The organism is Lautropia dentalis (assembly GCF_003892345.1).
GTDB classification, from domain to species: Bacteria; Pseudomonadota; Gammaproteobacteria; order Burkholderiales; family Burkholderiaceae_E; genus Lautropia; species Lautropia dentalis.
The window spans coordinates 1,505,012-1,528,550 of sequence record NZ_RRUE01000001.1 but is presented as its reverse complement, the minus strand read 5'-3'; the positions used below and the strand labels follow the sequence as shown (position 1 = coordinate 1,528,550).

General features: G+C 64.4%; 23 protein-coding genes, 1 tRNA gene and 1 pseudogene. 8 read left to right on the top strand and 17 right to left on the bottom strand.

The window, feature by feature from the left end:
- Window positions 1-7: 7 nt before the first annotated feature.
- Window positions 8-205 carry a CopG family antitoxin gene (locus EHV23_RS05900; RefSeq protein ID WP_125095112.1) on the top strand — a complete coding sequence of 66 codons (198 nt, stop codon included), beginning with the start codon at window positions 8-10 and terminating at the stop codon, window positions 203-205.
- Window positions 206-246: 41 nt separating this feature from the next.
- On the opposite strand, the gene lgt is transcribed toward EHV23_RS05900, so the two are convergent.
- From lgt to EHV23_RS05880, 4 genes are all read right to left on the bottom strand, one after another.
- Window positions 247-1,056: a prolipoprotein diacylglyceryl transferase gene (gene lgt / locus EHV23_RS05895; protein WP_125095111.1), complete on the bottom strand. Its 810-nt coding sequence runs from the start codon at window positions 1,054-1,056 to the stop codon at window positions 247-249.
- A gap of 312 nt (window positions 1,057-1,368) precedes the next feature.
- The gene (locus tag EHV23_RS05890; RefSeq protein ID WP_238990301.1) at window positions 1,369-1,635 is read right to left on the bottom strand and encodes a TIGR04438 family Trp-rich protein; all 267 of its coding nucleotides are present in this window, start codon (window positions 1,633-1,635) and stop codon (window positions 1,369-1,371) included.
- 604 nt (window positions 1,636-2,239) lie between these two features.
- Entirely contained in the window at window positions 2,240-2,422 is a 183-nt protein-coding gene (locus EHV23_RS05885; protein WP_125095110.1) for a hypothetical protein, read from the bottom strand.
- Window positions 2,419-2,976: a TetR/AcrR family transcriptional regulator gene (locus EHV23_RS05880; RefSeq protein ID WP_203228885.1), complete on the bottom strand. Its 558-nt coding sequence runs from the start codon at window positions 2,974-2,976 to the stop codon at window positions 2,419-2,421. Before EHV23_RS05880 ends, EHV23_RS05885 begins: the two co-directional genes overlap by 4 nt.
- 450 nt (window positions 2,977-3,426) lie before the next feature.
- Between EHV23_RS05880 and EHV23_RS05875 the strand changes: the two genes are divergently transcribed.
- Window positions 3,427-4,806, top strand: a complete 1,380-nt coding sequence (locus tag EHV23_RS05875) for a serine hydrolase domain-containing protein (RefSeq protein WP_125095108.1) — start codon at window positions 3,427-3,429, stop codon at window positions 4,804-4,806.
- A gap of 238 nt (window positions 4,807-5,044) precedes the next feature.
- Here EHV23_RS05875 and msrAB read toward each other — a convergent pair whose 3' ends face one another.
- Both msrAB and EHV23_RS05865 read right to left on the bottom strand, forming a co-directional pair.
- Complete coding sequence (msrAB, locus tag EHV23_RS05870; protein WP_238990300.1) at window positions 5,045-6,745, bottom strand: bifunctional peptide-methionine (S)-S-oxide reductase MsrA/peptide-methionine (R)-S-oxide reductase MsrB; 1,701 nt, start codon at window positions 6,743-6,745, stop codon at window positions 5,045-5,047.
- A gap of 152 nt (window positions 6,746-6,897) precedes the next feature.
- Complete coding sequence (locus EHV23_RS05865) at window positions 6,898-7,956, bottom strand: CDP-6-deoxy-delta-3,4-glucoseen reductase (protein WP_125095107.1); 1,059 nt, start codon at window positions 7,954-7,956, stop codon at window positions 6,898-6,900.
- A gap of 115 nt (window positions 7,957-8,071) precedes the next feature.
- On the opposite strand from EHV23_RS05865, the gene EHV23_RS05860 reads away from it, so the two are divergent.
- Window positions 8,072-9,187 (top strand): Rossmann-fold NAD(P)-binding domain-containing protein, encoded by a 1,116-nt coding sequence (locus EHV23_RS05860; protein ID WP_238990299.1) that lies wholly within the window; start codon window positions 8,072-8,074, stop codon window positions 9,185-9,187.
- Between the two features lie 14 nt (window positions 9,188-9,201).
- Here the strand turns inward: EHV23_RS05860 and EHV23_RS05855 are convergent, their stop codons facing one another.
- Both EHV23_RS05855 and EHV23_RS05850 read right to left on the bottom strand, forming a co-directional pair.
- Window positions 9,202-9,621, bottom strand: a complete 420-nt coding sequence (locus EHV23_RS05855; protein ID WP_125095105.1) for a type II toxin-antitoxin system VapC family toxin — start codon at window positions 9,619-9,621, stop codon at window positions 9,202-9,204.
- Window positions 9,618-9,875 carry a FitA-like ribbon-helix-helix domain-containing protein gene (locus EHV23_RS05850; protein WP_125095104.1) on the bottom strand — a complete coding sequence of 86 codons (258 nt, stop codon included), beginning with the start codon at window positions 9,873-9,875 and terminating at the stop codon, window positions 9,618-9,620. Before EHV23_RS05850 ends, EHV23_RS05855 begins: the two co-directional genes overlap by 4 nt.
- Before the next feature lie 260 nt (window positions 9,876-10,135).
- Between EHV23_RS05850 and EHV23_RS05845 the strand changes: the two genes are divergently transcribed.
- Window positions 10,136-10,211 (top strand) — tRNA-Thr (locus EHV23_RS05845).
- Window positions 10,212-10,627: 416 nt separating this feature from the next.
- Here EHV23_RS05845 and EHV23_RS05840 read toward each other — a convergent pair.
- Entirely contained in the window at window positions 10,628-10,894 is a 267-nt protein-coding gene (locus EHV23_RS05840; protein WP_125095103.1) for a DUF2442 domain-containing protein, read from the bottom strand.
- Between the two features lie 117 nt (window positions 10,895-11,011).
- On the opposite strand from EHV23_RS05840, the gene EHV23_RS05830 reads away from it, so the two are divergent.
- Complete coding sequence (locus EHV23_RS05830) at window positions 11,012-11,554, top strand: ImmA/IrrE family metallo-endopeptidase (RefSeq protein WP_125095101.1); 543 nt, start codon at window positions 11,012-11,014, stop codon at window positions 11,552-11,554.
- Window positions 11,555-11,702: 148 nt separating this feature from the next.
- Here EHV23_RS05830 and EHV23_RS05825 read toward each other — a convergent pair whose 3' ends face one another.
- From EHV23_RS05825 to EHV23_RS05815, 3 genes are all read right to left on the bottom strand, one after another.
- Window positions 11,703-12,296 carry an NADPH-dependent FMN reductase gene (locus EHV23_RS05825; protein WP_125095100.1) on the bottom strand — a complete coding sequence of 198 codons (594 nt, stop codon included), beginning with the start codon at window positions 12,294-12,296 and terminating at the stop codon, window positions 11,703-11,705.
- Complete coding sequence (locus EHV23_RS05820) at window positions 12,293-12,907, bottom strand: glutathione binding-like protein (RefSeq protein WP_125095099.1); 615 nt, start codon at window positions 12,905-12,907, stop codon at window positions 12,293-12,295. The genes EHV23_RS05825 and EHV23_RS05820 overlap by 4 nt, the downstream gene beginning before the upstream one ends.
- A gap of 149 nt (window positions 12,908-13,056) precedes the next feature.
- Entirely contained in the window at window positions 13,057-13,971 is a 915-nt protein-coding gene (locus EHV23_RS05815) for a pirin family protein (protein ID WP_125095556.1), read from the bottom strand.
- A gap of 459 nt (window positions 13,972-14,430) precedes the next feature.
- On the opposite strand from EHV23_RS05815, the gene EHV23_RS05810 reads away from it, so the two are divergent.
- Both EHV23_RS05810 and EHV23_RS05805 read left to right on the top strand, forming a co-directional pair.
- Complete coding sequence (locus EHV23_RS05810) at window positions 14,431-15,471, top strand: LysR substrate-binding domain-containing protein (protein ID WP_125095098.1); 1,041 nt, start codon at window positions 14,431-14,433, stop codon at window positions 15,469-15,471.
- Between the two features lie 540 nt (window positions 15,472-16,011).
- Entirely contained in the window at window positions 16,012-17,250 is a 1,239-nt protein-coding gene (locus EHV23_RS05805; RefSeq protein ID WP_125095097.1) for a solute carrier family 23 protein, read from the top strand.
- A gap of 45 nt (window positions 17,251-17,295) precedes the next feature.
- Here the strand turns inward: EHV23_RS05805 and EHV23_RS15975 are convergent, their stop codons facing one another.
- From EHV23_RS15975 to EHV23_RS05780, 5 genes and pseudogenes are all read right to left on the bottom strand, one after another.
- Window positions 17,296-18,876, bottom strand: a complete 1,581-nt coding sequence (locus EHV23_RS15975) for a glycerate kinase type-2 family protein (protein WP_125095096.1) — start codon at window positions 18,874-18,876, stop codon at window positions 17,296-17,298.
- A gap of 445 nt (window positions 18,877-19,321) precedes the next feature.
- Entirely contained in the window at window positions 19,322-19,816 is a 495-nt protein-coding gene (locus EHV23_RS05795; protein ID WP_125095095.1) for a four-helix bundle copper-binding protein, read from the bottom strand.
- Between the two features lie 166 nt (window positions 19,817-19,982).
- On the bottom strand, window positions 19,983-20,237 hold the full coding sequence (locus EHV23_RS05790; protein ID WP_125095094.1) for a glutaredoxin family protein: 255 nt from the start codon (window positions 20,235-20,237) through the stop codon (window positions 19,983-19,985).
- A 174-nt stretch (window positions 20,238-20,411) separates the two neighbouring features.
- Window positions 20,412-21,359 (bottom strand): annotated as a pseudogene (gene ispH / locus EHV23_RS05785) (4-hydroxy-3-methylbut-2-enyl diphosphate reductase); the annotation flags it as partial.
- A 193-nt stretch (window positions 21,360-21,552) separates the two neighbouring features.
- Window positions 21,553-22,089 (bottom strand): FKBP-type peptidyl-prolyl cis-trans isomerase, encoded by a 537-nt coding sequence (locus EHV23_RS05780; RefSeq protein WP_420813032.1) that lies wholly within the window; start codon window positions 22,087-22,089, stop codon window positions 21,553-21,555.
- A 182-nt stretch (window positions 22,090-22,271) separates the two neighbouring features.
- Here EHV23_RS05780 and radC point away from each other — a divergent pair, with 182 nt between their 5' ends.
- A complete protein-coding gene (gene radC / locus EHV23_RS05775) occupies window positions 22,272-23,273 on the top strand; it encodes a RadC family protein (RefSeq protein ID WP_338034493.1) in 1,002 nt (333 codons plus the stop codon).
- The last annotated feature ends 266 nt before the right edge of the window (window positions 23,274-23,539 follow it).

Sequence of the window (23,539 nt, the reverse complement as noted above, 5' to 3'; positions counted from 1 at the left end):
ACCGACCATGCCCCCTGCCGGAAAGCCTCGACGCTTCCCGGCCGGGGGTTCTCACATCGAGATTGCCCGCAAGGAAGCCGCCCTGCACATGCGGATTCCCTTGGGGCTACTGGACGCGCTCAAGGCCAGGGCAGCCAGCAAGGGAATTCCGTATACCCGCTATGTCCGCATGCTGATCGAAGCGGACATCGCCCGGGCAGGCTGACATCCACGGAGCGCCCCCATGGCGGCCGCCCCTGGTGCGTGTCATGGCGCTGTCCGTTCCTGTGCCCCTGCGCCGCGCCCGGCCCGCCACATCAGCCAGGCGCCAAACACCAGCATCGGCAGCGTGAGCGCCTGGCCGGCCGTGAACGGCCCCCAGAAACCATCGTCCGGCTCGCGCACATACTCGACCAGAAAGCGGCAGAGCCCGTAGCCCAGCAGAAACAGCCCACTCACTGCGCCGGTAGGCCGGGGCCTGCGCGAATACAGCCACAGCACCACGAACATCAGCAGCCCTTCGGCCGCCAGCTCATACAGCTGCGACGGATGGCGTGGCAGCATGCTGCCCGACTGCGGAAACACCATGCCCCAGGGCACATCCGTGACCCGGCCCCACAGCTCACCATTGATGAAATTGCCCAGCCGGCCAGCCGCCAGCCCCAGCGGCACCAGCGGCGCCACGAAATCCATCAGGTCCAGCCACTTCAGGCCATGGCGACGGGCAAACAGCGCGCACGACAGCAGCACGCCAACCAGCCCGCCATGAAAGGCCATGCCCCCTTCCCACACATAGAAAATGTGCAGCGGGTTGCTGAGGTAGTACGGCAGCCCGTAGAAGAGCACATGGCCCAGCCGGCCGCCGATCACGGCGCCCAGCACCCCGTAGAACATCAGGTCTTCGATGTCCTTGCCGGTGAGGCCGTACAGCGGCTGGCCGGGCTGGCGCTGCGCGATGCGCATGCGGCCCAGCAGCAGGAACTGCGTGAAGGCCACCAGATACATCAGCCCATACCAGCGAATGGCCAGCGGACCGATCTGCAGGGCAACGGGATCGAACTGGGGATGAGTGAGCATGTCGGGGAGAAGAAGAAAGCACAGCCCGGCGAGTTGCACCGCACCGGGCAGCGGTCCAACAGACGGCCGCTTCATGCACGCAATTCTGACATGCTTTGACGGGCAGGTGCCGGGGGACGGGCTGCCCCTCTGCCCCCCCGCAGCACCCACATCAGGTGCTGAACATGCAGTCTCCCGCCGAAGTCCATGCTGCAGGGTGAATCATGGCATCATTCCTCCCCGCGTTGGCCTCAGCCGTGGCCGACAGAATACTCTCACAACAGGCAAAACAGGCCGCTTCGCCAGGCAGGGCAACGTTGGCAATGCACCGGCTCAGGAACGGCCGGCGCGCCCCTTGCGGAAACCCTCGAAGGTATCGGCCACACGCTGTTTGGCGCGCTTCTCGTATTCGGCCATCTCGACCTGGCGACGGTCACGGCCGAACATCCGCTCGAAGAACTCAAACCACACGAACGCGGCCGCCAGCGGTGCCAGAATCCACCACCAGCTCCAGGTGGCCACCGGATCCACCTCGAACCACTTCAGTACCAGCAGCAGCGCGCCGCACCAGACCAGCCACATAGAGCATCCCTCTGTCATTGGATCGTTCCGGTGCGGCCCTGACGCACGCCATGGACGCGTTCCCTGATGGAGGCGTGCAGGACGGCGCCGGGCAAATCACCGGGCTTCTGCAGCATAGAGCCGGCCGGCGCAACCTGCAGCCATCCGGTGCCGGGCGGTTGCCCGCAGGGCGGCAGGCGGCACCCGGTACGTGGCGTGGATCTGTTCATTCACGCTTTGTTGATTCATGCCTTGAACATGAGCGGGATGGTGCCTTCCGCCATGTCCACCCAGCCGGCCCCGTCCATCTTCCCTTTGGCATGGCCCGGATGAGGTTCTCCTGCCTGATACGTGTCACCGCCAATGAGAAACTGATCCGCCTGCCAAAGCAAAACGGGCCCACCTGGGCGAGGATGGCGGCCAGGCGACCACCACCCATCCGCTCGAGCGGCCCGCGTGACGCATTTCCGCGACACATCATGAACTGTCGATAGAATGTCGTTGTTCAGCAACAACGAGGGCCCGCGCGGGCCCCTTGCTGAATTCCTCCCTGGTTGGTTTTTGCCCGGACTTCGGTCCGGGCTTTTTTCATGTGAGGAACATCATCTGGTAGCGGGCCACGAGTGCATGCCAGCCCGAAGCTTCACAGCGCGACCTCTCCCATGATTTCATCATCGGGATCGACAGGGTGATTCTCCGTCTGGACATCAGGGGCCAATAGATAGGCGGGAATGTCCCGAAGATTTCGCCCCTGTTCAATATCACGAGCCAATAGTCGAAGAAACGTCTCCACAGCATACCCTTCGCAGGTTTCCTGCTTTCTCATACAGATCTCTCCTCCAATAATCCGACCGCCACCTCGGCCAGCGCCAGCAGTTCTTCCTCCGTGGCGCCATCCTGCGCCTGGATAGACATGCCCTGGATCATTGCCCCGATGAAGCGGGCCAGCGCCGCAGCGTCGGTATCCGGCCTGAACTCACCCGCCCCGATGGCGGCACGGATACGGCGCTCGAACATGGCCACGGCCGCATTGCGCAGTGCCGCCACATGATCGGCCTCCGCCTGGTGCTCACGGGCACAGCGCAGCGTGGCCGTGGACACCATGCAGCCACGTGGCAGATCCGGCCGGCTGAAGGCCGTCGCTGAGCGGCGCAGCATCTGCGTGAACCCGGCCAGCGCCGACGGCTGTTCCAGCGCCTGCACCGACGCCGCACCGAACACTCGCTGGTAATGCGCCAACACCTCCCGGTACAGCCCCGATTTCGAGCCGAAGGCCGCATACAGGCTCTGCGGTGTGATGCCCATGGCCGCCGTCAGGTCGGCAATCGAGGCGCCCTCGTAGCCCAGCTTCCAGAAGGTCAGCGTGGCCTGATGCAGCACCGTCTCCCGATCGAAGGCCGGCGGTCGCCCCCGGCGGCGCGCGGGCCTGCCGGATGCCCCCTCCCTCGATGACGCCTCCATCTGATGTGAGCCCGCTCTCCCCGGGCTGGCATCCGGCGCTGACACCTGATCCGGTGCCTGCGGGCGGTCCGTCCGTGACAGCCCACCAGGAACGACGGACAGCCCATTGGAAGCAGCGTCCGACTGCCCACCCTTTTTCATAACGACCACTCTTGAATTATCCAGATCGATGGCGTAGATTTCCGGAACGATCGATGTGATTATTCCATACAAAGCTGAAGGGGTCAGCCACGGGCAGATCTGCCTCCCGCCGACTGCCCCCCTGCAACCCCTGCAAATCCTGCAAACATTGCGAAGCCTGCGAAACGCCACGGACGACGAACGGTCCTGCGAATCGCCACGCGACACCAACACAGAAGGAGCCTCACCATGATGCCTGCCGACCATCCCCCCGCCCCGACGTTCGATACCCTCGACACCGTCATCACCCAGGCGGTGCAGGAAGAACGCATCGTCGGCACCGTCGTGCTGGTAGCCCACCACGGCCAGATCGTCTACCAGCGCGCCGCCGGCTGGGCCGACCGCGAAGCGAAAAAGCCGATGCAGCCGGACACCATTTTCCGCCTGTCCTCGGTCACCAAGCCAATGGTGACCGCCGCCGCCATGCGGCTGGAAGAAGAAGGCAGGCTGCCGCTGCAGGCCCCCGTCACCCGCTGGCTGCCGGATTTCCGGCCCAGAGCCCCCCAGGCAGCCCAGGCGACGCAGACAGAGACAGCAGAACCTCGTCGCCCCACCATCACCATCGAGCAGCTGATCACCCACACCAGCGGACTCAGCTACAGCTTCATGGAAGACAGGAACAGCCCGTACGCACGTGCCAAAGTATCGGACGGGCTGAACATGGACATCAGTCTGGCCGAAAACCTCAAACGGCTGGGCAGCGTGCCGCTGGTTTACGAGCCGGGCAAGGGCTGGCGCTATTCGCTGTCCATCGACGTGCTGGGCGGCGCGATGGAGGCCGAAACCCACCAGTCACTGCCCGACATCGTACGTGAAACCGTGACAGGCCCGCTGGGCATGAAGGACACCGGCTTTGCCGTGACCGACCCGGATCGGCTGGCCGTGCCCTACAAGGATGCACCGGCAAAGGACAGTGCCACGGCACCCACCTCCGGCCGCAACGGCACGAACGCCAGTGGCAGCAACACACACAGCAGCAACGGCGACAAACAAACCAGCGACGGCAGCACGCACAGCAGCGACAGCAGGCATGATGACAACCATGCAGAGGCGGCACGCGCCGCGCCCCGCATCCGCGCGGCCATCCGCATGCAGGCACAGGACACACTGGACACCGGCAGCGGCATCCTGAACTTCGACAACGACCATGTCTGGAAAAGGCAGGGCTATCCGTCGGGCGGCGGCGGCATGGTGGGCACAGCGCCGGATTTCATGAAATTCCTGCTCAGCCTGCGGCCCGGGGCGCAGAAGCGCGTGCTGAAACCGGAAACGGTCGCGCGAATGATGCAGCCGCATGTCAACCCTGCCTGGCTGGACTTCATGAAACCGGGCTGGAGCTGGGGCTATGGCTGGGCCGTGCTGGATGACCCCGCCAGGGCCCACACCCCGATGAGCCGCGGTACGCTGCAGTGGGGCGGCGTGTACGGCCACCACTGGTTCTACGATCCGGTGAAGGACGTGGCGGTGGTGGCCTTCACCAACACCTCGGTGGAAGGCATGAACGGCCCATTCACGACGGATGTGGTCGATGCCGTATACGCTGCGGTAAACGGTTCCCCAGGGAAATAATCAACGAGGCAGCCTCATCCTGCCAGAACGCCTTTTTCCAAAGGAATTTTTATTTTCTGACAGGAAGGTTCCATCCTGAACGACCGCAACCCCGCATCGCTGCAGCTTCAAAAAATGGTGTGCCGTATTCCGTCGAAACCTCTGGAACACGGCACACCGCTGACAGGTACACTTGCCCGGCTGCGCGCATACCGGGAGCCCTGACAGAAACTGATGGGCACCCGCACGCCCGCGCTGTTTACTTCACGGCATCGATCAGGTTGCCATAGCCCTCTTCCTGCATTTTTTCCAGCGGGATGAAGCGCAGGCTGGCCCCGTTGATGCAGTAGCGCAGGCCGCCCTTGTCACGCGGACCGTCGGGAAACACATGGCCCAGGTGCGAATTGGCCGCATGGCTGCGCACCTCGGTGCGGATCATGTTGAAGCTGGTATCCCGGTGTTCGGTTACGGCCGACTTTTCGATGGGCTTCGTGAAGCTGGGCCAGCCGCAGCCGGAATCGAACTTGTCCTTCGAGCTGAACAGCGGCTCGCCACTCACCACGTCCACATAGATGCCGGGCGCGAACAGGTGGTCGTACTCGTGCGTGAAGGCGCGCTCGGTGCCGGCCTGCTGCGTCACCCGATACTGCTCGGCCGTGAGCTTCGATTTCAGGTCGGCATCGGACGGTTTCTGGTAGGAAGCCGCATCAAAACCCTTGTTTGCCGCATTGCCTGCATCCGCCCGCACGCCGGCCTGTGCAGGATTGCCAGCCTGTTTGCCGGGCAGCGGCTCGTCGGCCTTGCGCACATCGATATGGCAGTAGCCGTTGGGGTTTTTCATCAGGTAGTCCTGATGGTATTCCTCGGCGTCATAGAAGTTCTGGAGCGGCTGGTTTTCCACCACCAGTGGGCGGCTGTATTTTTTCTGCTCGGCTTCCAGCGCACGCTGGATGACGGCCTGCTCGGCAGGGTCCGTGTAGTACACGCCGGTACGGTACTGCGCACCGCGGTCATTGCCCTGCTTGTTCAGGCTGGTCGGGTCGATGATGCGGAAATAGTATTGCAGGATATCGTCCAGGCTCAGACGGTCGGCATCGTAGGTCACCTTCACCGTTTCGGCATGGCCGGCGCCACGGATTACGTCCTCGTAACTGGGGTTTCTGGTGTGGCCGTTGGCGTAGCCCGACACGGCATCCACCACACCCGGAATGCGCTGAAAATACGCTTCCACGCCCCAGAAGCAGCCACCGGCCAGATAGATGGTTTTGGTGTTCATGACTTTGTCCGATTTTTTGGAGTCGGGTTGATAGTAGGTCTGCGCAGAAGGCGCCAGACGGGAGATATCGGCCTCTTCGGGATTGTCGATGATGGCCAGCGCCTGCGCCTCGGTGATGCGGCCACGGATGACGCGCACCACGGCCCCGTCTTCATTCAGCACCACCCAGGACGGATAGACCTTCACGCCCAGCTGCCGCGCCAGCAGACCACCATTGTCCACCAGCACCGGCATGTGCGGATAGTCCCTGACGAGGGCCGAATACCAGGTGGTGAACTCACCGGCCGGCTTTTCGCGCAGAAAGCCGGGCGAGGCCAGCGTGACCAGATTGGCACCAGCAAAGCGTTTGTCGGCCGCCCAGGCATTGGTGTCGGCCAGCTCGGCCAGACACAGCGGGCACCAGCTGGCCCAGAACTTCACCAGCGTGGGCCTGCCCGCCTTGATGTAGGACGTAGCCGGCTTGCCCTGCACGTCCTGCAGTTTGGACAGATAGGCCAGCGGCGTACCCTTGAGCCCCGGCGGCAGCTCGCTGCCCGGCTGGTCGGCACCCTTGCCCGCCGCACCGGCCGTCCCCAGCGCCAGCGGATTGCTGCCCGCACTGGGTATGCCACCAAAGAAAGCCAGGAACATCAACACCAGCAGCACCACCAGAAGCAGGTTTCTGGGGGTGAACAGTCTCTTCATGATCTTCTCCCCTGAGAGGATGGGGGCCGCCACGATGGAGGCCCGATATCCACTTGGTCGAACGGGACGGAGAAGAGATTACAGCAAAGCGTGCGAGACCGTGCGCAGGTGACCCGTAGCCGACAGGGAGCCGGCGGGCAAAAACCGGCGGTTTACGCCGCTTTCGCCCGGTCTGCCTCGGAGGTGAAGGCATCGGCGTAGAAGTTTGCGCCATCCAGCCCGCACTGGGCCACGAAGTCGCGCCGCGCGGATTCCACCATGATGGGGGCACCGCAGGCATAGACCTCCCAGTCGGCCATCGATGGCAGGTCGGCCATCACCGCCTGGTGCACGAAGCCGGTACGACCCTGCCAGGCATCGGCCGGCGTAGCGTCGGACAGCACGGGGATGTAGGTAAAGTGCTGCAGCTCCCGTTCCCACTGGCGGCAGAGCGCATCGTGATACAGGTCCGCCGGGCGGCGCCCCCCCCAGTACAGACGCACCGGACGGCTGAACTGGCCATTGGCCTGCAGCGCCGCAATACGCTCGACAATGGCCTTGATGGGCGCAAAACCCGTGCCGCTGGCCAGCAGCACCACCGGCCGCTCGCTCTCCTCGCGCAGGAAGAAGGTGCCGAACGGGCCTTCCATGCGAAAGATCTCGCGCTCCCTCAACGCCGGTCGCGGCCCCACCCCGAACACCCGGTCGGTGAAATGGCCGCCCGGCAGATGACGGATGTGCAGCTCCACATCGGCCAGCGTGTCGGGCGCCGTGGCCATGGAATAGCTGCGGCGCACCCCATCCGGGAAGATCAGGTCCACGTACTGGCCGGGCAGATACTGCAGCCGCTCGTTGAACGGCAGCTGCAGGCGGATACATCGCACATCCGCCGCCAGCGGCCCGATGCTGCGCACCCGCACCGGCAGCTTGCGCACCGGAATGGTGCCTGCCCCGGCCACCACCGTGGCTTCGATCTGCAGATCCGACGTGGCTTTGGCCGTGCACAGCAGCGCATAGCCCTGGGTGATCTCGGATGACGACAGGGCCGACGCCTGATGGTCGCCCTGCACTACACTACCCTCCGTGACCAGCGACTTGCACGAACCGCAGGCCCCGTTCTTGCACCCATAGGGCAGCACGATGCCCGCATCCAGCGCGGCTTCCAGCACCGAGGTCTCGGCATCCACCTCGAACTGCTTGCCGCTGGGTGAAATCGTTACGTTATAGCTCATGTCAACTCCCGTCAGAACCAGAACAGGACAAACCCGGCATTATCCCGCAGTTCCGCGGGTTTTTCGCCGTCAACGATTGTTGATCATCGGCTGTGGCGACATAGGTCAACGTCTGGTGAAACAGCTGCACCACGGCTGGCGCGTCATCGGGCTGGCGCGGGAAGACGCCACACTGGCCAAGGTGCGGGCAACGGGGGCCATGGCGGTGAAGGCGGCCGACATCGGCAAACGCAACCTGACCGCGTGGGCAACGAAGGTGATGCATCTGGCGCCGCCCGACTGTGCCGACGGCGAGATCAACGACCGGCTGACGCGCTTCTGGCTGCACGCGCTGGCCCGTGCCCGCGGACAGGCAGCCCGGCGACTGTCGGCCGGCATGGGGCTTTCGAACCATCGGGCCACGCGTCATCCCGTCTACCCGCCGCGCAGGCAGCGACGTGACCCATCCACCCGGCTGGTGCACCAGCTGGCGCCGCTCTATCTGGCCCCCCTGAACGTGGCCGCCCAGCGCCGAAGCAAGGACCGGACACGGGGTGGCGGGCAGCATGGCGGGCGGGGGCAGGCAAAACGCTTCGTCTATATTTCCACCACCGGCGTCTATGGAGACCGTCAAGGTGCCTGGACGTACGAGACCGACACACCCCGCCCGCTGACCGACCGGGCCTGGCGCCGGGTGGATGCCGAGCGGCAGGTGCGCTTTGGCACGCGTGCGTGGCGCGAAACATCACCATCTTCCCCGGCCACGGCGCGACCCCATGGCGGGCTGCACCAGCCGGGGGTTTCGGCGCTGATCCTGCGCGTGCCGGGCATCTACGCCGGCGACCGGCTGCCGCTGGAACGGCTGCGGCAGCAGGTACCGGTGCTGACGCGTGCGGATGACGTGATCACCAACCACATCCATGCCGACGATCTGGCACGTATCTGCCGCATCGCCCTCCTGCGCGGGCCACGGCAGCGGGTCATCAACGCGGTGGACGACACGCAGATGACGCTGGGCGACTACATGGATGCGGTGGCGGATGCATTCGGGCTGGCAAGGGCGCCGCGGCGGTCGCAGGCCGAGCTGGAACAGGTATTGCCGGCGGTGCGGATGAGCTTCATGCGGGAGTCGCGACGGCTGGGCAATGCGCGGCTCAGGCGGGAGCTGGGGGTGAAACTGCGGTGGGGGACGGTTGCAAGCTTTCTTGCACACGCATCCCCTCTTCGGATCAAAAATCAGACCAAAAGCTGAATCTTCCCGGGCCTTCAGGCCACAAGCCAAGGATTGACAACTTCAACCCCTGCAGCTTCATAAGGCGCTGTATCCCGCGATGCAACGATAAAGCCCCGGGACGCAGCAATAGCCGCTATATAGCCATCTGGCACAGGGAAACCACGCCCGCGCTGCCTTGCAAGAAGCGCCAGATCAGCATAGCAACGCGCCGCTTCTGCATCAAAAGGCAAAATCCGCTCATTAAACACGGCCAGCAGCCGCAAAAAAGCCGCATGGAGCAAATTTCGGCGTTTGCCAACAGGCAATGCGTTGATACCAAACAATTCCTCTGCCAGTGTAACACTTGAAACATAGAGCGTATTGAGATCCTGCTCATTGAGCCATGCCATCACTGCAGACGACGAATCCGGCTTCATGGCCTCAGAGACCACGTTGGTATCGAGTACGATCATTCGTCAAAACTCATCGGCTGAGCAGGCGTACGGTCCCGCAGCCTTTCCATGAATTCAAAGTCCTCCCGAGTCAGGCCAAGATCCCTGCCAATGGCCGCCAGCGCATCACCAGCCCGGACCCGCTCCTGTGGTTTGAGCACGGACGCGAGAATGGCTCGCACCTCAGCTTCAGCACTGCGACCATGTTCGGCCGCCCGAACGCGCAGAGCACGGTGGATATCGTCAGGAACGTTTCGAACTGTGAGAACACCCATGGTAATCGGATCCAATCAGAAGACATGACAGCAATTCTACAGCAATGCTGTCATTCGAGATAGCAGGTACCAGTTCAGCACAAGCCTCCCTCGCGATTGAACGGCCCGGTAGCTCCTCCTCTCCTGTTCAGAATCGGGACCCATCTATCGGCCTTCCAAGTCTTGGTGTGTCATCGGCGCGACCGGTTCTGGCCTCTCCTGCAAGGGGACTTGCCAACCCTCCCCGGTTTCAGGTTAGAATCGCAGCTTCTGCAGCACCTGCCGGTGTAGCTCAGTTGGTAGAGCAGCGCATTCGTAATGCGAAGGTCGGGAGTTCGACTCTCTTCACCGGCACCAGATTTTCGAAAAGGCCACCCTTGCGGTGGCCTTTTTGCTTTAGCCAAACAGCCCTCGAATCCAGGACAGCAGCGACAATATTATCTGAGCAAAACCGTACAACCGGTTTTCAACCCTCTGCTTCCTGGCATCTGCACCATATTCCCTAAAGAATTCATCAAGTCGGCTACGAATTTCATTCACAGCCTCTCCAGATCCGCCGACCCGAACTCCAGGGTAATCCCCCCATTTTTGATCGACATCAGAAGTAGAGTGATCAGGCGGTAATGGCGTACCGCTGCCTGGGGGTGATGCCGCCCCTCGGGCAGGCTACGGCTCATGCCCGGAGATTTCTTCTTGTGGTCTTTCCCGCGGGCGCCAGCGAGTCATGCCGGCCGCTCCGATGACACATCAGCTCGCTGGGCGGGCAGCGGTCTTCATGCCATCAGGTTCATTGCAGCACGCCCCAGCCGTGTCTGGTCTCCCTGGCCTGCCAGCAGCCCAGCCACCGACACATCCTCGTCAATAGCCTCCCAATGCAGGCCGTAGTTGCCAATCTCCACCTGTGCACGCTGCTTCGGCGTGGCCTTCAGCAACCGCGGAAACCACGCAAGTGGCACCCCGATGGTCCGACCATCCGAAAGGTCCACCCACATCGTGTCGTCATCAAAGCGAACCGTCGTCGCTTTCACCGAAGTGCCCATTCCATGCGCTCCTGATGGTTTCGACATGCAACTCCACCACAAGAACCAGTTCTACCTGCTCCACCCGGGAAAACCCGTCACAGAAAGCAATCCGCACAGAGGGGTACAACCAGAGCTTTGCTTCCTTGCCGCCAGCCCTGCAATGAGCCACTTGCCCGGCGCTATTACGATCTGGCCCACGAGCTGTTCCACGCACTTACATGGGACGCCATGCAGCCCGAGCATCGGGAATCGAATTCTCTTGAAGATCGTGCTCGTGGCAAACGTATCGAGCAGCTGGCCAACAGTTTTGCAGCAGCGCTGCTCATGCCCACTGCAGCCCTGAGTCAGCTCATCGACCAGCGTCGTACTGACGATTCAGCCTATCTGGCCGACATCGCAGCCCAGCTGCGGGTAGCGCCTTCTGCACTGGCCTGGCGTCTGTTCAATCTGCGCTGGATCGACAAGTCCATGGTAGAGGCACTGAAAGCCGAACGACAGCGGCTTGCTCATTCTCCTGCACCCAAGCGCTTCTCACCCTCCTTTGTCGGCATGCTGCATCGTGCCATCGACCATGGCCAACTGTCGGCACGCAAGGCAGCCAAGACGATGGGCATGAATCTCTCGCAGTTGGCGGAGCTGTTTGCCGAGCATTCCATGGCCTCACCGTTTGAACTGTGAGGCGCCCCTACCATGCAGCATACCGCTGTTCCACAAGGGCGCCTTCGCGTTTTCGTGGATACGAACCGGTACGGCACTACCGCCATGCGTGGCTCGAAGAAATCAAGGTCAAGGTTCGGCTTGGCATCATCCCTTGACCGGGTACCTGCTACCCCTGCTGCTGCACCCCCTCCGGCACTTCCACCGGCGGCAGCTTGTGTTTCTCCACAAACGCCGCAAACCCGGCCATGAACCTGATCAGGCTGCTCCGGGCGGCCTCGTCGGTCAGTTTGCCCTGCCCGTCCACGGTGTCCTGTGCACGCGACAGCAGCATGCCCCCTTCGCCGTAGATGACGGTGCCGAGGAACTTCAGCGTGGGCAGCCAGGCGGCCTGACCGAGAACGGTCCCGAAGCCGCCCATCGAGGCGCCCATCAGGCCCACCGGGCGGCCGTTGAACACGGCTTTCATGTCGGCGCGGGATACCCAGTCGATGGCGTTTTTCAGCACTCCGGGCACGCCGTTGTTGTATTCGGGCGTGGCCAGCAGCAGGCCGTCGTGCGCCAGAATCTTCTCTTTCAGGCGCAGCACGGCATGAGGGATGCCTTCACTGGATTCGATGTCACCATCGTAGAGCGGGATGCCGTGCAGGGTGACGACGGTGGTCTCGACCCCTTCGGGCGCCAGTTCGGCCGCGGCGTTGGCCAGGGCGGTGTTGAAGGAGCCGGCACGCAGGCTGCCGGAAACGATGAGGATGGAGGTCATGGTTGCAGTCCTTCCTGGGCGCAGATGGCCTGCACACCCTTGTTGGCGGCCACGCGGTTGTAGAGGTCTTCCAGCCGTTTGAGGGCGCCGATGTCGAGTTTAAGGCCACGCGCCCAGCGCAGAATGACGTAGCAGTACACATCGGCCACGGAAATGTCCTCGCCCCCCAGCCATTGGGTGGTGGCCAGCCGGTCGTCGGCCTGTTTCAGCATCTTGACGATCTGCTCGCGGGCAGCCTGCTGGGCTGCAGCCTTCACGTCGTCGCTCATCCAGTCCGGGGCATGGAAGAGCGGCGAGAAGGCCTTGTGCACGTCGGCATTCAGGAAGGCCAGCCAGCGCCAGGCCAGGGCCTTGCCCTGCGGGGTGCTGCTGCCGAACAGTTTCGCTTCGGGGTGCAGGCTGTCGAGATAGGCCAGGATGGCAACGTTCTGCGTAACGACCAGCTCACCATCGACCAGCAGCGGCACGGCCCCCTGGGGATTGAGCTTCAGATAGGCCGGCGCCTTCATCTGTTCGATGGTGACGCCTTCTGCCTCGTAGGGCTTGCCGATCCACGCCAGGGCGGTGTGGGGCACCATGGAACAGGCGCCGGCTTTGTAGAACAGTTTCATGTGTTTCTCCGAGTCTTCTCGCGACACAGGGAAGTTACCACGAACCGGACACCGGGCGGGCGCCCGGGGCCGTGGCATGAACGTGACAGGAAGAGAAGCAGACAGACATCGGCCTCCAGGCGGGCGCCCCGTTGGCCACACGCCATCTCTCAGTGCATGCCGCCGAACCGGCCACTGTTGAAGTCCAGGATGGCCTGCTGGATCTCTTCGCGGGTGTTCATCACGAAGGGGCCGTAGCCGGCAACCGGTTCATCGATGGGCTCACCGGCCATCAGCAGCACCCGGGCATCGGCTGCCGCCTCCAGCGTCAGCCCACTGCCCTCACGCGACAGGGTGACCAGCCGGCCTTCGGTCACTTCCTGCCCGTTGACCTGTACGGAACCCGCCTGCACCAGCAGCAGGGTGGTCCAGCCATCGGGCTGCAGCAGGCTGGCGGTCTGACCGGCCGGCAGGCGTACGTCCCAGACATTCATTGGGGTGTGCGTCTGGGCCGGACCGGTATGGCCGTCGAACTCACCAGCAATGACACGCACGACCCCCTGCCCCAGGCCAACGACAGGAATCTGTCTGGCGGTGATGCTCTGATAGCGCGCCGGGGTCATCTTGTCCTTCGCGGGCAGGTTGACCCACAGCTGCACCATCTCGAAGGGGCCACCGCGGCGGCTGTAGGCCTCCGAGTGGAACTCTTCGTGGATGACGCCGGCCCCGGCGGTCATCCATTGCACATCCCCCTTGCCGATCACGCCACCAGCGCCAGTGGAGTCGCGGTGTTCGACCTCACCGTCGTAGACGATGGTCACGGTTTCGAAGCCGCGGTGCGGGTGCCCGCCCACGCCTCTGGGATGGCCGCTGTTGGGAGCAAAGGTGGTGGGCGCGGCGTAGTCCATCATCAGGAAGGGGCTGCGGGCAGCGGCACCGTGGTTGTAGCCGAACATGCCATGGACCGGGAAGCCGTCACCCACCCAGTGGCGGCCGGGTTTGTCGCCAATCTGGACAATGGCCTTGGCCGCGGTGGACAGGTGCGGGGAGGTGTGGACGACGGCATCGGCCACGGGGGTGACCATGTTTGTGGTGGTGCTCGGGGTTGCGCTCATGGTTCGCTCCTTGTGAAAGGCACGGGCCTTTCCGTGGTGGGCACCTGCCATGGGCAGGTGCGCCGGGTTTCGTTTCGGACGAGAGGCTGCGTCGCTGGCCGGGTGGTCTGGACGGATCCGTTTCAGGTGCAAGAGGCTCCGAGGACCGTGTCGCAGCCCGGGATACCTGGATCGGCCGGTGTTGCGAAACCGTGTTCCGGCGCAGGAACAGTATAGAATGAATATTAAGGACAAACGACTGATCTGATAACATACTGAAAATACACTTCATCGTTTCATATATAGAACGATGATCTGTCCCCAATTCCTGCCATCTCTGCCGCTGACAGTCCATTCCTGCCCCCTTTCCTGATCCTGACTGCGTTCGTGTCCCGGGCAACCGGCACTTTGGCCAACGCAGCTTTGTTTCCCCATTTGGCATCTCATCTCATGCAGGACCTCAACGACCTCGCTTATTTCGCCGCCGTAGCCGACCATGGCGGTTTTGCGCCGGCCGGCCGGGCGCTGGGCATGCCCAAGTCCAAACTCAGCCGGCGAATCAGCCAGCTGGAGGAACGGTTGGGTGTACGGCTGTTTCATCGCACCACGCGCCGGTTTGCGCTGACCGACACGGGCCATGCACTGCTGGCCCATGCGCACGCCATGCTGGCCGAGGCCGAGGCTGCCGAGGCGCTGGTGAACGAGCAGTCCACGGCACCGCGAGGCACGGTGCATCTGTCGTGTCCGCCGGCCCTGCTGCAGGCGGCGGTGGGCAGCATGCTGACGCGCTTTCTGAATGCCTGGCCGCAGATCCGCCTGCACATCCAGGCCACCAACCGGCCGGTGGATGTGTGGGAAGGGGGCGTGGATATTGCGCTGCGGGTCCGTGCGCCCGGTACGCCGCTGCCGCTGGAGGAAACGGTGAAGGTGCTGGCCATCAGTCCGCATGTACTGGTGGCCGCGCCCTCACTGCTGACCAGTGCGGCACCACCCGCCCAGCCGGATGATCTGGCCGCCCTGCCCGCGCTGTCGCTTGGGCACCGCGCCGAAGGGCATGTGTGGACGCTGTGGAATGCCGACGGCGAACGGGCCCAGATACCGCATGTGCCGCGGCTGGTGGTGGACGATGTGGCGGTGCTGCGCTGTGCAGCGCTGGCCGGTGCGGGCTGCGCCATCCTGCCGCTGATGATGATCTTCGACGATCTGCAGCGAGGCGACCTGCTGCCGCTGCTGCCCGGCTGGCAGCCGGAGCCGGGACAGGTGCAGGCCGTGTTCGCGTCGCGCCGGGGCATGAGGCCGGCGGTGCGGCAGCTGCTGGATGCGCTGGGCGAGGCGTTCGGCGCGCTGGTGAAGGATGGACGGTGTGTGGCTGCGGCCGGCACAGGAGACGGGAAAACCCTGGACGACTTCGTCGATTTTCTGGTGCAGGTGGGTGACCGGCATGACGGTCAACGTCTGAAAGCCGAACTGCCGGAGCGCGATTGGGAATAGTGCGTGGTCGGCACAACGGGCGTTTTGGTTTGGTGCAAAATCTGGGGGTTGCAGGATCCTGCGGCCAGTGAGGTGACTGCTGGCCGGGACAGCCCTGCCCATGCTGCGGAGATGCGCCGTCTGCCCTGTCACGTTCAGACGGCCCCCTGATTTCAGACATTCATCATGCCCACTGAAGCCTCCCCTTCGTCCGAACCGGCAACACCCACCGGCGGCGTGCCAGCGCCTTCCTCCCATGAGGGCACTTCGCACAGTACCTCTTCCCCCATCCATGAAGGCCGCTTGCCCCGCACCTCTCCCCCTGCCCATGGGGGCATCTCACCCGGTACATCTTCTCTTGGCCATGAGGGCACCCCACCCGGTACATCTTCTCTTGGCCATGAGGGCACCCCACCCGGCACTTCTTCCCCCGTCCATGGTGGCACCTCGCCCCGCACATCTTCCTCTGTGCATGAGAGCCCCCCAGCCGGCGCATCGGCTCCCGGGTCCCTTCCCTCAGAATCCCGCCCCTTTCACTGGACGCTCAGGACCCAGGGTGGCGTGATTGCCCCGGACGAACGGCTGCCGTGGCCGCAGATGGTGGCCATGGGGCTGCAGCACGTGGTGGCCATGTTCGGTGCCACGGTGCTGGCGCCGCTGCTGATGGGCTTCGATCCGAACATCGCCATCCTGATGTCGGGGGTGGGCACGCTGATCTTCTTCTTCATCGTGCGCGGGCGGGTGCCCAGCTATCTGGGGTCGAGCTTTGCATTCATCAGCGTGGTGATCGCGGCCACGGGCTATGCGGGGGGTGGGGACAATGCCAACCTGCCGGTGGCACTGGGCGGGATCATCGCCTGCGGTGTGCTGTATGTGCTGATCGGGCTGATCGTCAATGCGGCGGGCACGCGCTGGATCGAGCGGATGATGCCACCGGTGGTGACGGGTGCCGTGGTGGCGGTGATCGGCCTGAATCTGGCACCGGTGGTGGTGAAAGGTGTCAATGCCAACGATTTCGACCGCTGGATGTCGCTGGCCACGGTGCTGTGTGTAGGTAGCGTGGCGGTGTTTGCACGCGGGGCCATCCAGAAGCTGCTGATCCTCGTCGGGTTGATGTCGGCCTACGTGCTGTACTGGCTGCTGACCAATGTGCTGGGGCTGGGGACGCCCATCGATTTCGGGCCGGTGGTGCAGGCACCGTGGATCGGGCTGCCGCGCTTCACGGCGCCGGCCTTCTCCACGGAGGCCATTCTGCTGATCGCACCGGTGGCGCTGGTGCTGGTGGCCGAGAACCTCGGACACATCAAGGCGGTGTCGGCCATGACGGGGCGCAATCTGGATTCGTCGATTGGCCGGGCGTTCATCGGTGACGGGGTGGCCACCATCGTGTCGGGCAGCATCGGCGGTACGGGGGTAACCACCTATGGCGAGAACATCGGCGTGATGGCAGTGACGCGCGTCTATTCCACGCTGGTGTTCGTGATTGCGGCACTGGCAGCCATCTGCCTGGGCTTTTCACCGAAGTTCGGAGCGGCCATTTCCACCATCCCCACCGCGGTGCTGGGTGGAGTGTCGATCGTGGTGTTCGGGCTGATCACCATTGCCGGGGCCCGCTTCTGGGTGGAGAACCGCGTGGACTTCAGCCAGAACGGCAACCTGATCGTGGCGGCGGTGACGATGATCCTCGGTGCCGGCGACTTCACGCTGCAGTTCGGCGATTTCAAGCTGGGCGGCATCGGGACGGCCACCTTCGGAGCGATCATCCTGAATGCGCTGCTGAACCGCAAGAAGGCCGTGTGAGCCCTCTGCTGGCCAGCCGCCCTGCGGATAAACCGGCAGCATGGGTCACGCGATCAGAATGGCCCGAAAATCGTTGACGTTGGTGCCGGTCGGGCCGGTGATCAGCAGATCGTTCAGGGCGGCAAAGAAGCTGTAACTGTCGTGATCCTGCAGGAAACGGCGTGGATCGAGCCCGGCCGCCCGGGCCCGCTGCAGCGTGTCGGGGCCGATGAGGGCGCCGGCGGCATCTTCGGTGCCGTCGATGCCATCGGTGTCGGCCGCCAGTGCCCAGACACCCCGCTGTGCCCCCAGGGCCAGTGCCATGGCCAGCAGGCATTCGGTGTTGCGGCCACCCCGGCCCGCACCCTGCGGGCCGATGGTGACGGTGGCCTCGCCGCCCGACAGCAGCACGGCTGGCGCCGGCAACGGCTGACCGTAGAGCGCCACGGCACGGCCGATACCAGCCAGCACCGTACCCATCTGGGCGGCCTCGCCTTCCAGTGCGTCACCGAGGATGAGCGGGGTGAGGCCCAGGTCGCGAGCCGCACGGGCCGCCGCCTGCAGGGACATCATCGGCGCGGCGATGATGTGCAGTGTGTGATCGGGATGGGGCCGCACCGGTGGCTGCGGCGTATCCAGAACCTGCAGGGCCGCAGGTGGCAGCTGCATGCCGTAACGGGCCACGATCTCGCGGGCCTGGGCCTGCGGGTCGGCAGATGCAGCCCCTGCGATTTCGGGCCGCCTGGCCTGGTCAGCATCCCCAACCGAGCCCCCGTCTGTATCACCACCTGTTTCCCTGTCGGAAACCGAACGATTTTCACCGATGACATCCAGCCAGCCATCAAGATCAGCCACGGTCGGTCCCGAGGCGATGATGGCCGGATCATCACCCGGCACGTCGGAAACGATCAGTGTGCAGAGCCGCGCGGGCATGGCTGCCTGAGCCAGCCGTCCCCCCTTGATGGCAGATAGCTGGCGGCGCACGACATTCATTTCATGAATGGTGGCGCCGCTGTGCAGCAGGGCGCGATTGACGGCCTGCTTGTCGGCCAGCGTCATGCCGGCAGCCGGCAGGGTCAGCAGTGACGAACCGCCGCCCGAAATCAGCGCCACCACGAGATCATCCGGCGTCAGTCCCTGCACCGCCTGCAGGATGCGCCGTGAGGCCCGCACGCTGGCCTCATCCGGTACCGGGTGTGCGGCTTCGAGCACGGTGATGCGGCTGGGGGCGGCCGTACCGCCGGCAGCAGCGAGTCCCCCAGCCACCGGGATGCCGCCTGTAGCTGCGACTGCGACACTGCCCGAAGCGGCGGGGCGCTCTGAGGTTGCCGTGCAGGCAGATGCGGTGGCGCCCCCCTGCTGTGGGGCCGATGCATCATGACCCGCTGCACCTGCATGGCCATAGCGGGTAACGACCACACCCGATACATCCACATCGGGCCAGGCGGCGTCCAGCGCAGCCGCCATGGCTGCCGCCGCCTTGCCGGCACCCACCACGACGCAGCGCCCCACCGGCCGTTCTGGCTGATGGCGGCGGACCGCCTCCCCCGGATCGGCGCACCGGACGGCAGCATCGAACAGCTGGCGCAGGACGGTGCGGGCCGTTGCATCGTTCCAGGTGACAGACTGGGTGGGCTGGGCGGTCATGGGGGATCTCCTGAGATCTGGGCGCTTTGGGGCGCCCGGAAGCGCGCTGCGCTACGGTAGCAGATCCATAGGCCAGCAACGAGGCAGCCCCCTCACTGGCAGAAAGGCTACGCCGTGCGCGTGCCGGTATCCCGGCACAGCCCGCTTTCAGTGGGCCAGGCGGACACGCCCCGCAGCAAAGCAGGCAGCCATTCCCCACCCAGAAACGAAAAAGGGACAGGCACACCGAACGGAATGGTGTGCGCTGTCCCCTGGCGCGTGTCACGGGCTCATTCGCCCTCGCGCCCCCCATCTGGGTACGCAGGACGAGTGGCGGGCCACAGAATCCTCGATGGCTTCAAGGCACCGTCAACACCGTCATGCGTGCCCAAAGGGAGTTTCCCCTCCAGGCCGGAGGCGTTGCCCGCCCACCCCAACCGGGGCGCAACGGGCAACGGGTGCCAGATTACTTGACGGCCACTTTTTCGCAGGCTTCGATGCAGGCCAGGCAGGACTCGTAGCAGGCCTTGCACTCGGCGTGGTGCGGAGCGTGTTCCTTGCAGGCATCGGCGCACTGCTTGCAGGCCTCGATGCACACCTTGGCCAGCACCGGGGTCAGCGGCGAGCGCTGGGCAGCCAGGCTTTCCAGGGCCTTGCACAGGGCCAGCATCTGGTTCACGCCCTTGGCGCAATCGGCCATCGACTGGTCGCCTTCGGACAGCTGGCGGATGCAGTGGGCCAGGCACACTTCGGCGTCGACCACGCATTTGCCGGCGGCAGCCAGCACGCCGTCGTACAGGCCACTATGCATGGGCATGGCGTGGTGGTTGTGGTTCATGGGGGTTTGATTGTGGTTCATGTGAGCGTGGTTGTGGCCGGTTTTCTCGGCGGCAACGGCAGCAACCGACACGGAAGCCAGCGAGGCAGCAGCGGCGCTGCCGATAAAGGAACGACGATCCATGAAAGGACTCCTGTGGAAGAGGATGTTGGAATGGAAAACCAGGGAGCGAGAGAGGCGGGAGTATAGCGGACAGGGTTGTATCACAATGAAAAACACCATTCGGTATTTTCAAAAACGGTAGCAATTCCGACAAACGGCACCTGACATGTGCCGTATTTCGCTATTTTTAATTTTCTGAATAAAAATGGATAGAAGCCAGAAAAGCCTGCAGCTTCGCCTCGTCCAGATGCCAGTGGCAGATCTCGGTATCGCCGGCCAGCAGTACCGGGACCAGCTCGTTGTAGCGGTCCACCAGCGCCTCGTCGCCATCGACATCGATGGTCTGGACCTCGAAGCCATACTGCGCCTGCCAGGGGGCCAGGGCGTCGAGCATTTTCTGGCAGAGGCTGCAGTAGCTGCGGGAAAGGACGGTGAGCTTCATGGTGACCGGACCAGAACGGGTTGGCGCATGTCAGAGCGTGTATGGAGCCGGTCCGGCGGTCTGCGGCACCGCAGTGGCTGATGCAGACTGGGCCGCAGGGACGGAACCAGCCTGGGCGGCCGGCGCAGGGGCACCGGTCGTTGCCGCCCCGGCCGCCTCGGCCTGCTGTTTCTTGAGCGACAGGCCCTTGGGCAGCGGGAAGGCCATGTTCTCTTCCACGCCTTCGAGCGGGCGTACCGATCTGGCGCCCAGTTCCTTCAGGCGGGCCACCAGTTCGTCCACGAGGATTTCGGGGGCGGAGGCACCGGCGCTCACACCCACACGCTTGCGGCCGGCCACCCATTCGGGTTTGAGTTCGGCGGCACTGCCGATCAGATAGGCTTCGCAGCCGTGGCGCTCGGCCACCTCGCGCAGGCGGTTGCTGTTGGAGCTGGACGGGCTGCCAATGATGAGCACCAGGTCACACTGCGGCGCCATGAACTTCACGGCATCCTGGCGGTTCTGGGTGGCGTAGCAGATGTCCTGCTTCTTGGGCTCGTTGATGTGGGGAAAGCGCCGGCGCAGCGCCTCGATGACAGCGCGGCAGTCGTCCACGGACAGGGTGGTCTGGGTGACGTAGGCCAGCGTCACGCCATCGGGCACCTGCAGCCGTTCGACATCGGCCTCGGTCTCGACCAGATAGATGCCATCGTCGGCCTGACCCATGGTGCCCTGCACTTCCGGGTGACCGGCATGGCCGATCATGATGACGTGATGGCCTTCCTTGCGCATCTTGGTCACTTCCACGTGCACCTTGGTCACCAGCGGGCAGGTAGCGTCGAACACGTGCAGGCCACGGTCGGCCGCCTCGGCGCGTACGGCCCGCGACACGCCGTGCGCGGAGAAGATCACGGTGGCACCGTCGGGTACCTCGTCCAGTTCTTCGACGAACACGGCGCCCTTTTCGCGCAGGTTGGAGACGACATAGTCGTTGTGGACGATCTCGTGGCGCACATAGATGGGCGCGCCGTGCAGGGCCAGCGCCCGCTCGACGATGGTGATGGCGCGGTCCACCCCGGCGCAGAAGCCACGGGGCTGTGCCAGCAGTACCGCCTCTTCACCCGGTGGCAGCTCGGCATTCAGCAGGGCTTCGACATCGCCCTGGAGGGCACCGGCCCCCGCCGGCTTGCGGTGCAGATCGACTGCGTTCAGTTCGGTTTCGGTCATTGTTCCCATACATCGGCTGCCGGGAAAACGCTCGCTGCAAACCCGGCAGGGTCACATCAGGGCCGGGGGCCTTTCACGGATGCCCGGCAGTTTCATGCCACAGCGGGGTTCAGAGCACCCCCAGCAGCTTCACCTCGAAGCGGACGGCCTTGCCGGCCAGCGGGTGGTTGAAATCGAAGACGGCACCGGTGTCGTCCTGCGACTTGAGCACGCCGGCAAAGCGGCTGCCGTCGGGCGCGGGGAATTCGACCAGGTCGCCGGGCTGATAGGTGCCGACATCGTCGGGCATGCTGTCGCGGTCGAGCAGCGCGTGGGAAACCTTCTGGATCAGATCCGGATTGCGCTGGCCGAACGCCTCGCCACCGGGCAGATCGAACACCCGGTGCTCGCCGTCGGCCATGCCAACAAGACAACTTTCTAACGCTTCGGCCATCTGGCCTATACCCAGCTGCAAGGTTGCTGGCTTACCTTCGAAGGTATTGATCACATCCGTACCGGATTCCGGCAGGGTCAGGCGGTAATGCAGCGTGAGAAACGACTGCGGACCGACCCGGACCGGGCCAGCCTCCGGTACCGGGGATGGGGCGGCCGCTGATGCGTCCACGGGGGCGCCAGCGGCATTGGATGAACCGGAAGATGGATTCACGAAACCAGATGAAACGGAATCAGACATGGATTGCGGGCCATCGTGCCCGGAAGATGACAGGAAAAGGCAGCGCCACCATGGCCGGCACGCCAACTGGCCCGATTGTATGGGACGAAGGCCGGGGTGGCACAGTGTCCGACCTGCGGACGGGCCATCCGGAATGCAGAAGAATGTGGCACGGTGTGCGGGAAGACGTCCTGCCGGCCAGCGGCACCCGGTATGCCGCCCACCGGCATGCCGTGCCCCAGCATGCTTCCCTCCGGCACGCCGCCACCCAGCATGCATCCACCCAGCATGCGTCCACCCAGCATGCGTCCACCCAGCATGCCGCCACCCGGCAGCATCCGGCCCCGAACCCGGAGCGGCTGCCCAATGGTGGCACCTTCCGCCCGGGGGCCCGCTCGAACCGGCTGCCCGAGCCCTCGCTGGCGTTCATCCGGCGCGCAATCGGCCCCGGGTCCGTGGAAGTACCGGCCACACCACAGCCCCTGCAGCTGACCGATACGAGTCCGCTGCGCCACTGGCCGGAACGGGAGCGCCCACGCGAGCGGCTGCTGCGGCATGGTGCGGCGGCGCTGTCGGACGCCGAGCTGCTGGCCATTCTGCTGCGAACGGGCAACCGGGGTCAGTCGGCCGTGGCGCTGGCCAAGCAGCTGCTGGCCGACAGTGGCACCTCGCTGTCGCGGCTGCTGACCACCGAACCGGAGCAGCTGATGCGCATGGATGGTCTGGGGCCGGCCCGGGCCACGACGCTGGCCGTGGTGGTCGAACTGGCCCGGCGGGTGCTGGTGGAGAAGATGGAGGACAGCATCCTGATCAACAGCCCCGAGATCGTGAAGGAGTACCTGGGCATCACGCTGCGGGGGCTGGCCCGGGAAGTGTTCGTGGTGATCTTCCTGAATGCGCAGCACCGGCTGATCCGTGCCGACCAGCTGTTTGCCGGCACGCTGGCCCAGACGCCGGTGTTCCCGCGCGAGGTGGTCAAGCGGGCACTGGAGCTGAACGCGGCGGCCGTGATCCTGGCGCACAACCATCCGTCCGGTCTCCCCACCCCCAGCGAGGCCGACCGGATCCTGACGCGCACGCTCCAGACGGCCCTGGGCCATGTGGATGTGCGGGTGCTGGATCACATCATCGTGGCCGGAGGGCAGCACCATTCGTTCTCGGTGCATGGGGAGCTGTGAAGCCGGAGCCGGCAGCGTCGATGTGCCACGCCATTCCTTCCCGGTGCACCGGGCGTGGTGAGCCGCGCGCAGGGCAGCACTAGCAGCAGCTGTGTCCCGCACCGGACAGGACAGGAGGGCAACTTGTTCCATGCGCCACATCTGGCTATAATGCACGGCTTTAGTGGGCTTTGGCCTTGCGGCAAAAGCCTTTTTCAACCTTTACAGACACTCCAACGTGGTCTGGTGGCGCCAGGCCAGAAGAAGGTTGCCAAAAGCAGGAGCGC

Excerpts from the sequence above, each read along its gene's own strand:
- EHV23_RS05900 (WP_125095112.1), top strand. The coding sequence starts at position 8 with ATGCCCCCTGCCGGAAAGCCTCGACGCTTCCCGGCCGGGGGTTCTCAC.
- lgt (WP_125095111.1), bottom strand. The coding sequence starts at position 1,056 with ATGCTCACTCATCCCCAGTTCGATCCCGTTGCCCTGCAGATCGGTCCG.
- EHV23_RS05890 (WP_238990301.1), bottom strand. The coding sequence starts at position 1,635 with ATGACAGAGGGATGCTCTATGTGGCTGGTCTGGTGCGGCGCGCTGCTG.
- EHV23_RS05885 (WP_125095110.1), bottom strand. The coding sequence starts at position 2,422 with ATGAGAAAGCAGGAAACCTGCGAAGGGTATGCTGTGGAGACGTTTCTT.
- EHV23_RS05875 (WP_125095108.1), top strand. The coding sequence starts at position 3,427 with ATGATGCCTGCCGACCATCCCCCCGCCCCGACGTTCGATACCCTCGAC.
- msrAB (WP_238990300.1), bottom strand. The coding sequence starts at position 6,745 with ATGAAGAGACTGTTCACCCCCAGAAACCTGCTTCTGGTGGTGCTGCTG.
- EHV23_RS05865 (WP_125095107.1), bottom strand. The coding sequence starts at position 7,956 with ATGAGCTATAACGTAACGATTTCACCCAGCGGCAAGCAGTTCGAGGTG.
- EHV23_RS05855 (WP_125095105.1), bottom strand. The coding sequence starts at position 9,621 with ATGATCGTACTCGATACCAACGTGGTCTCTGAGGCCATGAAGCCGGAT.
- EHV23_RS05850 (WP_125095104.1), bottom strand. The coding sequence starts at position 9,875 with ATGGGTGTTCTCACAGTTCGAAACGTTCCTGACGATATCCACCGTGCT.
- EHV23_RS05840 (WP_125095103.1), bottom strand. The coding sequence starts at position 10,894 with ATGGGCACTTCGGTGAAAGCGACGACGGTTCGCTTTGATGACGACACG.
- EHV23_RS05825 (WP_125095100.1), bottom strand. The coding sequence starts at position 12,296 with ATGACCTCCATCCTCATCGTTTCCGGCAGCCTGCGTGCCGGCTCCTTC.
- EHV23_RS05820 (WP_125095099.1), bottom strand. The coding sequence starts at position 12,907 with ATGAAACTGTTCTACAAAGCCGGCGCCTGTTCCATGGTGCCCCACACC.
- EHV23_RS05815 (WP_125095556.1), bottom strand. The coding sequence starts at position 13,971 with ATGGTCACCCCCGTGGCCGATGCCGTCGTCCACACCTCCCCGCACCTG.
- EHV23_RS05810 (WP_125095098.1), top strand. The coding sequence starts at position 14,431 with ATGCAGGACCTCAACGACCTCGCTTATTTCGCCGCCGTAGCCGACCAT.
- EHV23_RS15975 (WP_125095096.1), bottom strand. The coding sequence starts at position 18,876 with ATGACCGCCCAGCCCACCCAGTCTGTCACCTGGAACGATGCAACGGCC.
- EHV23_RS05795 (WP_125095095.1), bottom strand. The coding sequence starts at position 19,816 with ATGGATCGTCGTTCCTTTATCGGCAGCGCCGCTGCTGCCTCGCTGGCT.
- EHV23_RS05790 (WP_125095094.1), bottom strand. The coding sequence starts at position 20,237 with ATGAAGCTCACCGTCCTTTCCCGCAGCTACTGCAGCCTCTGCCAGAAA.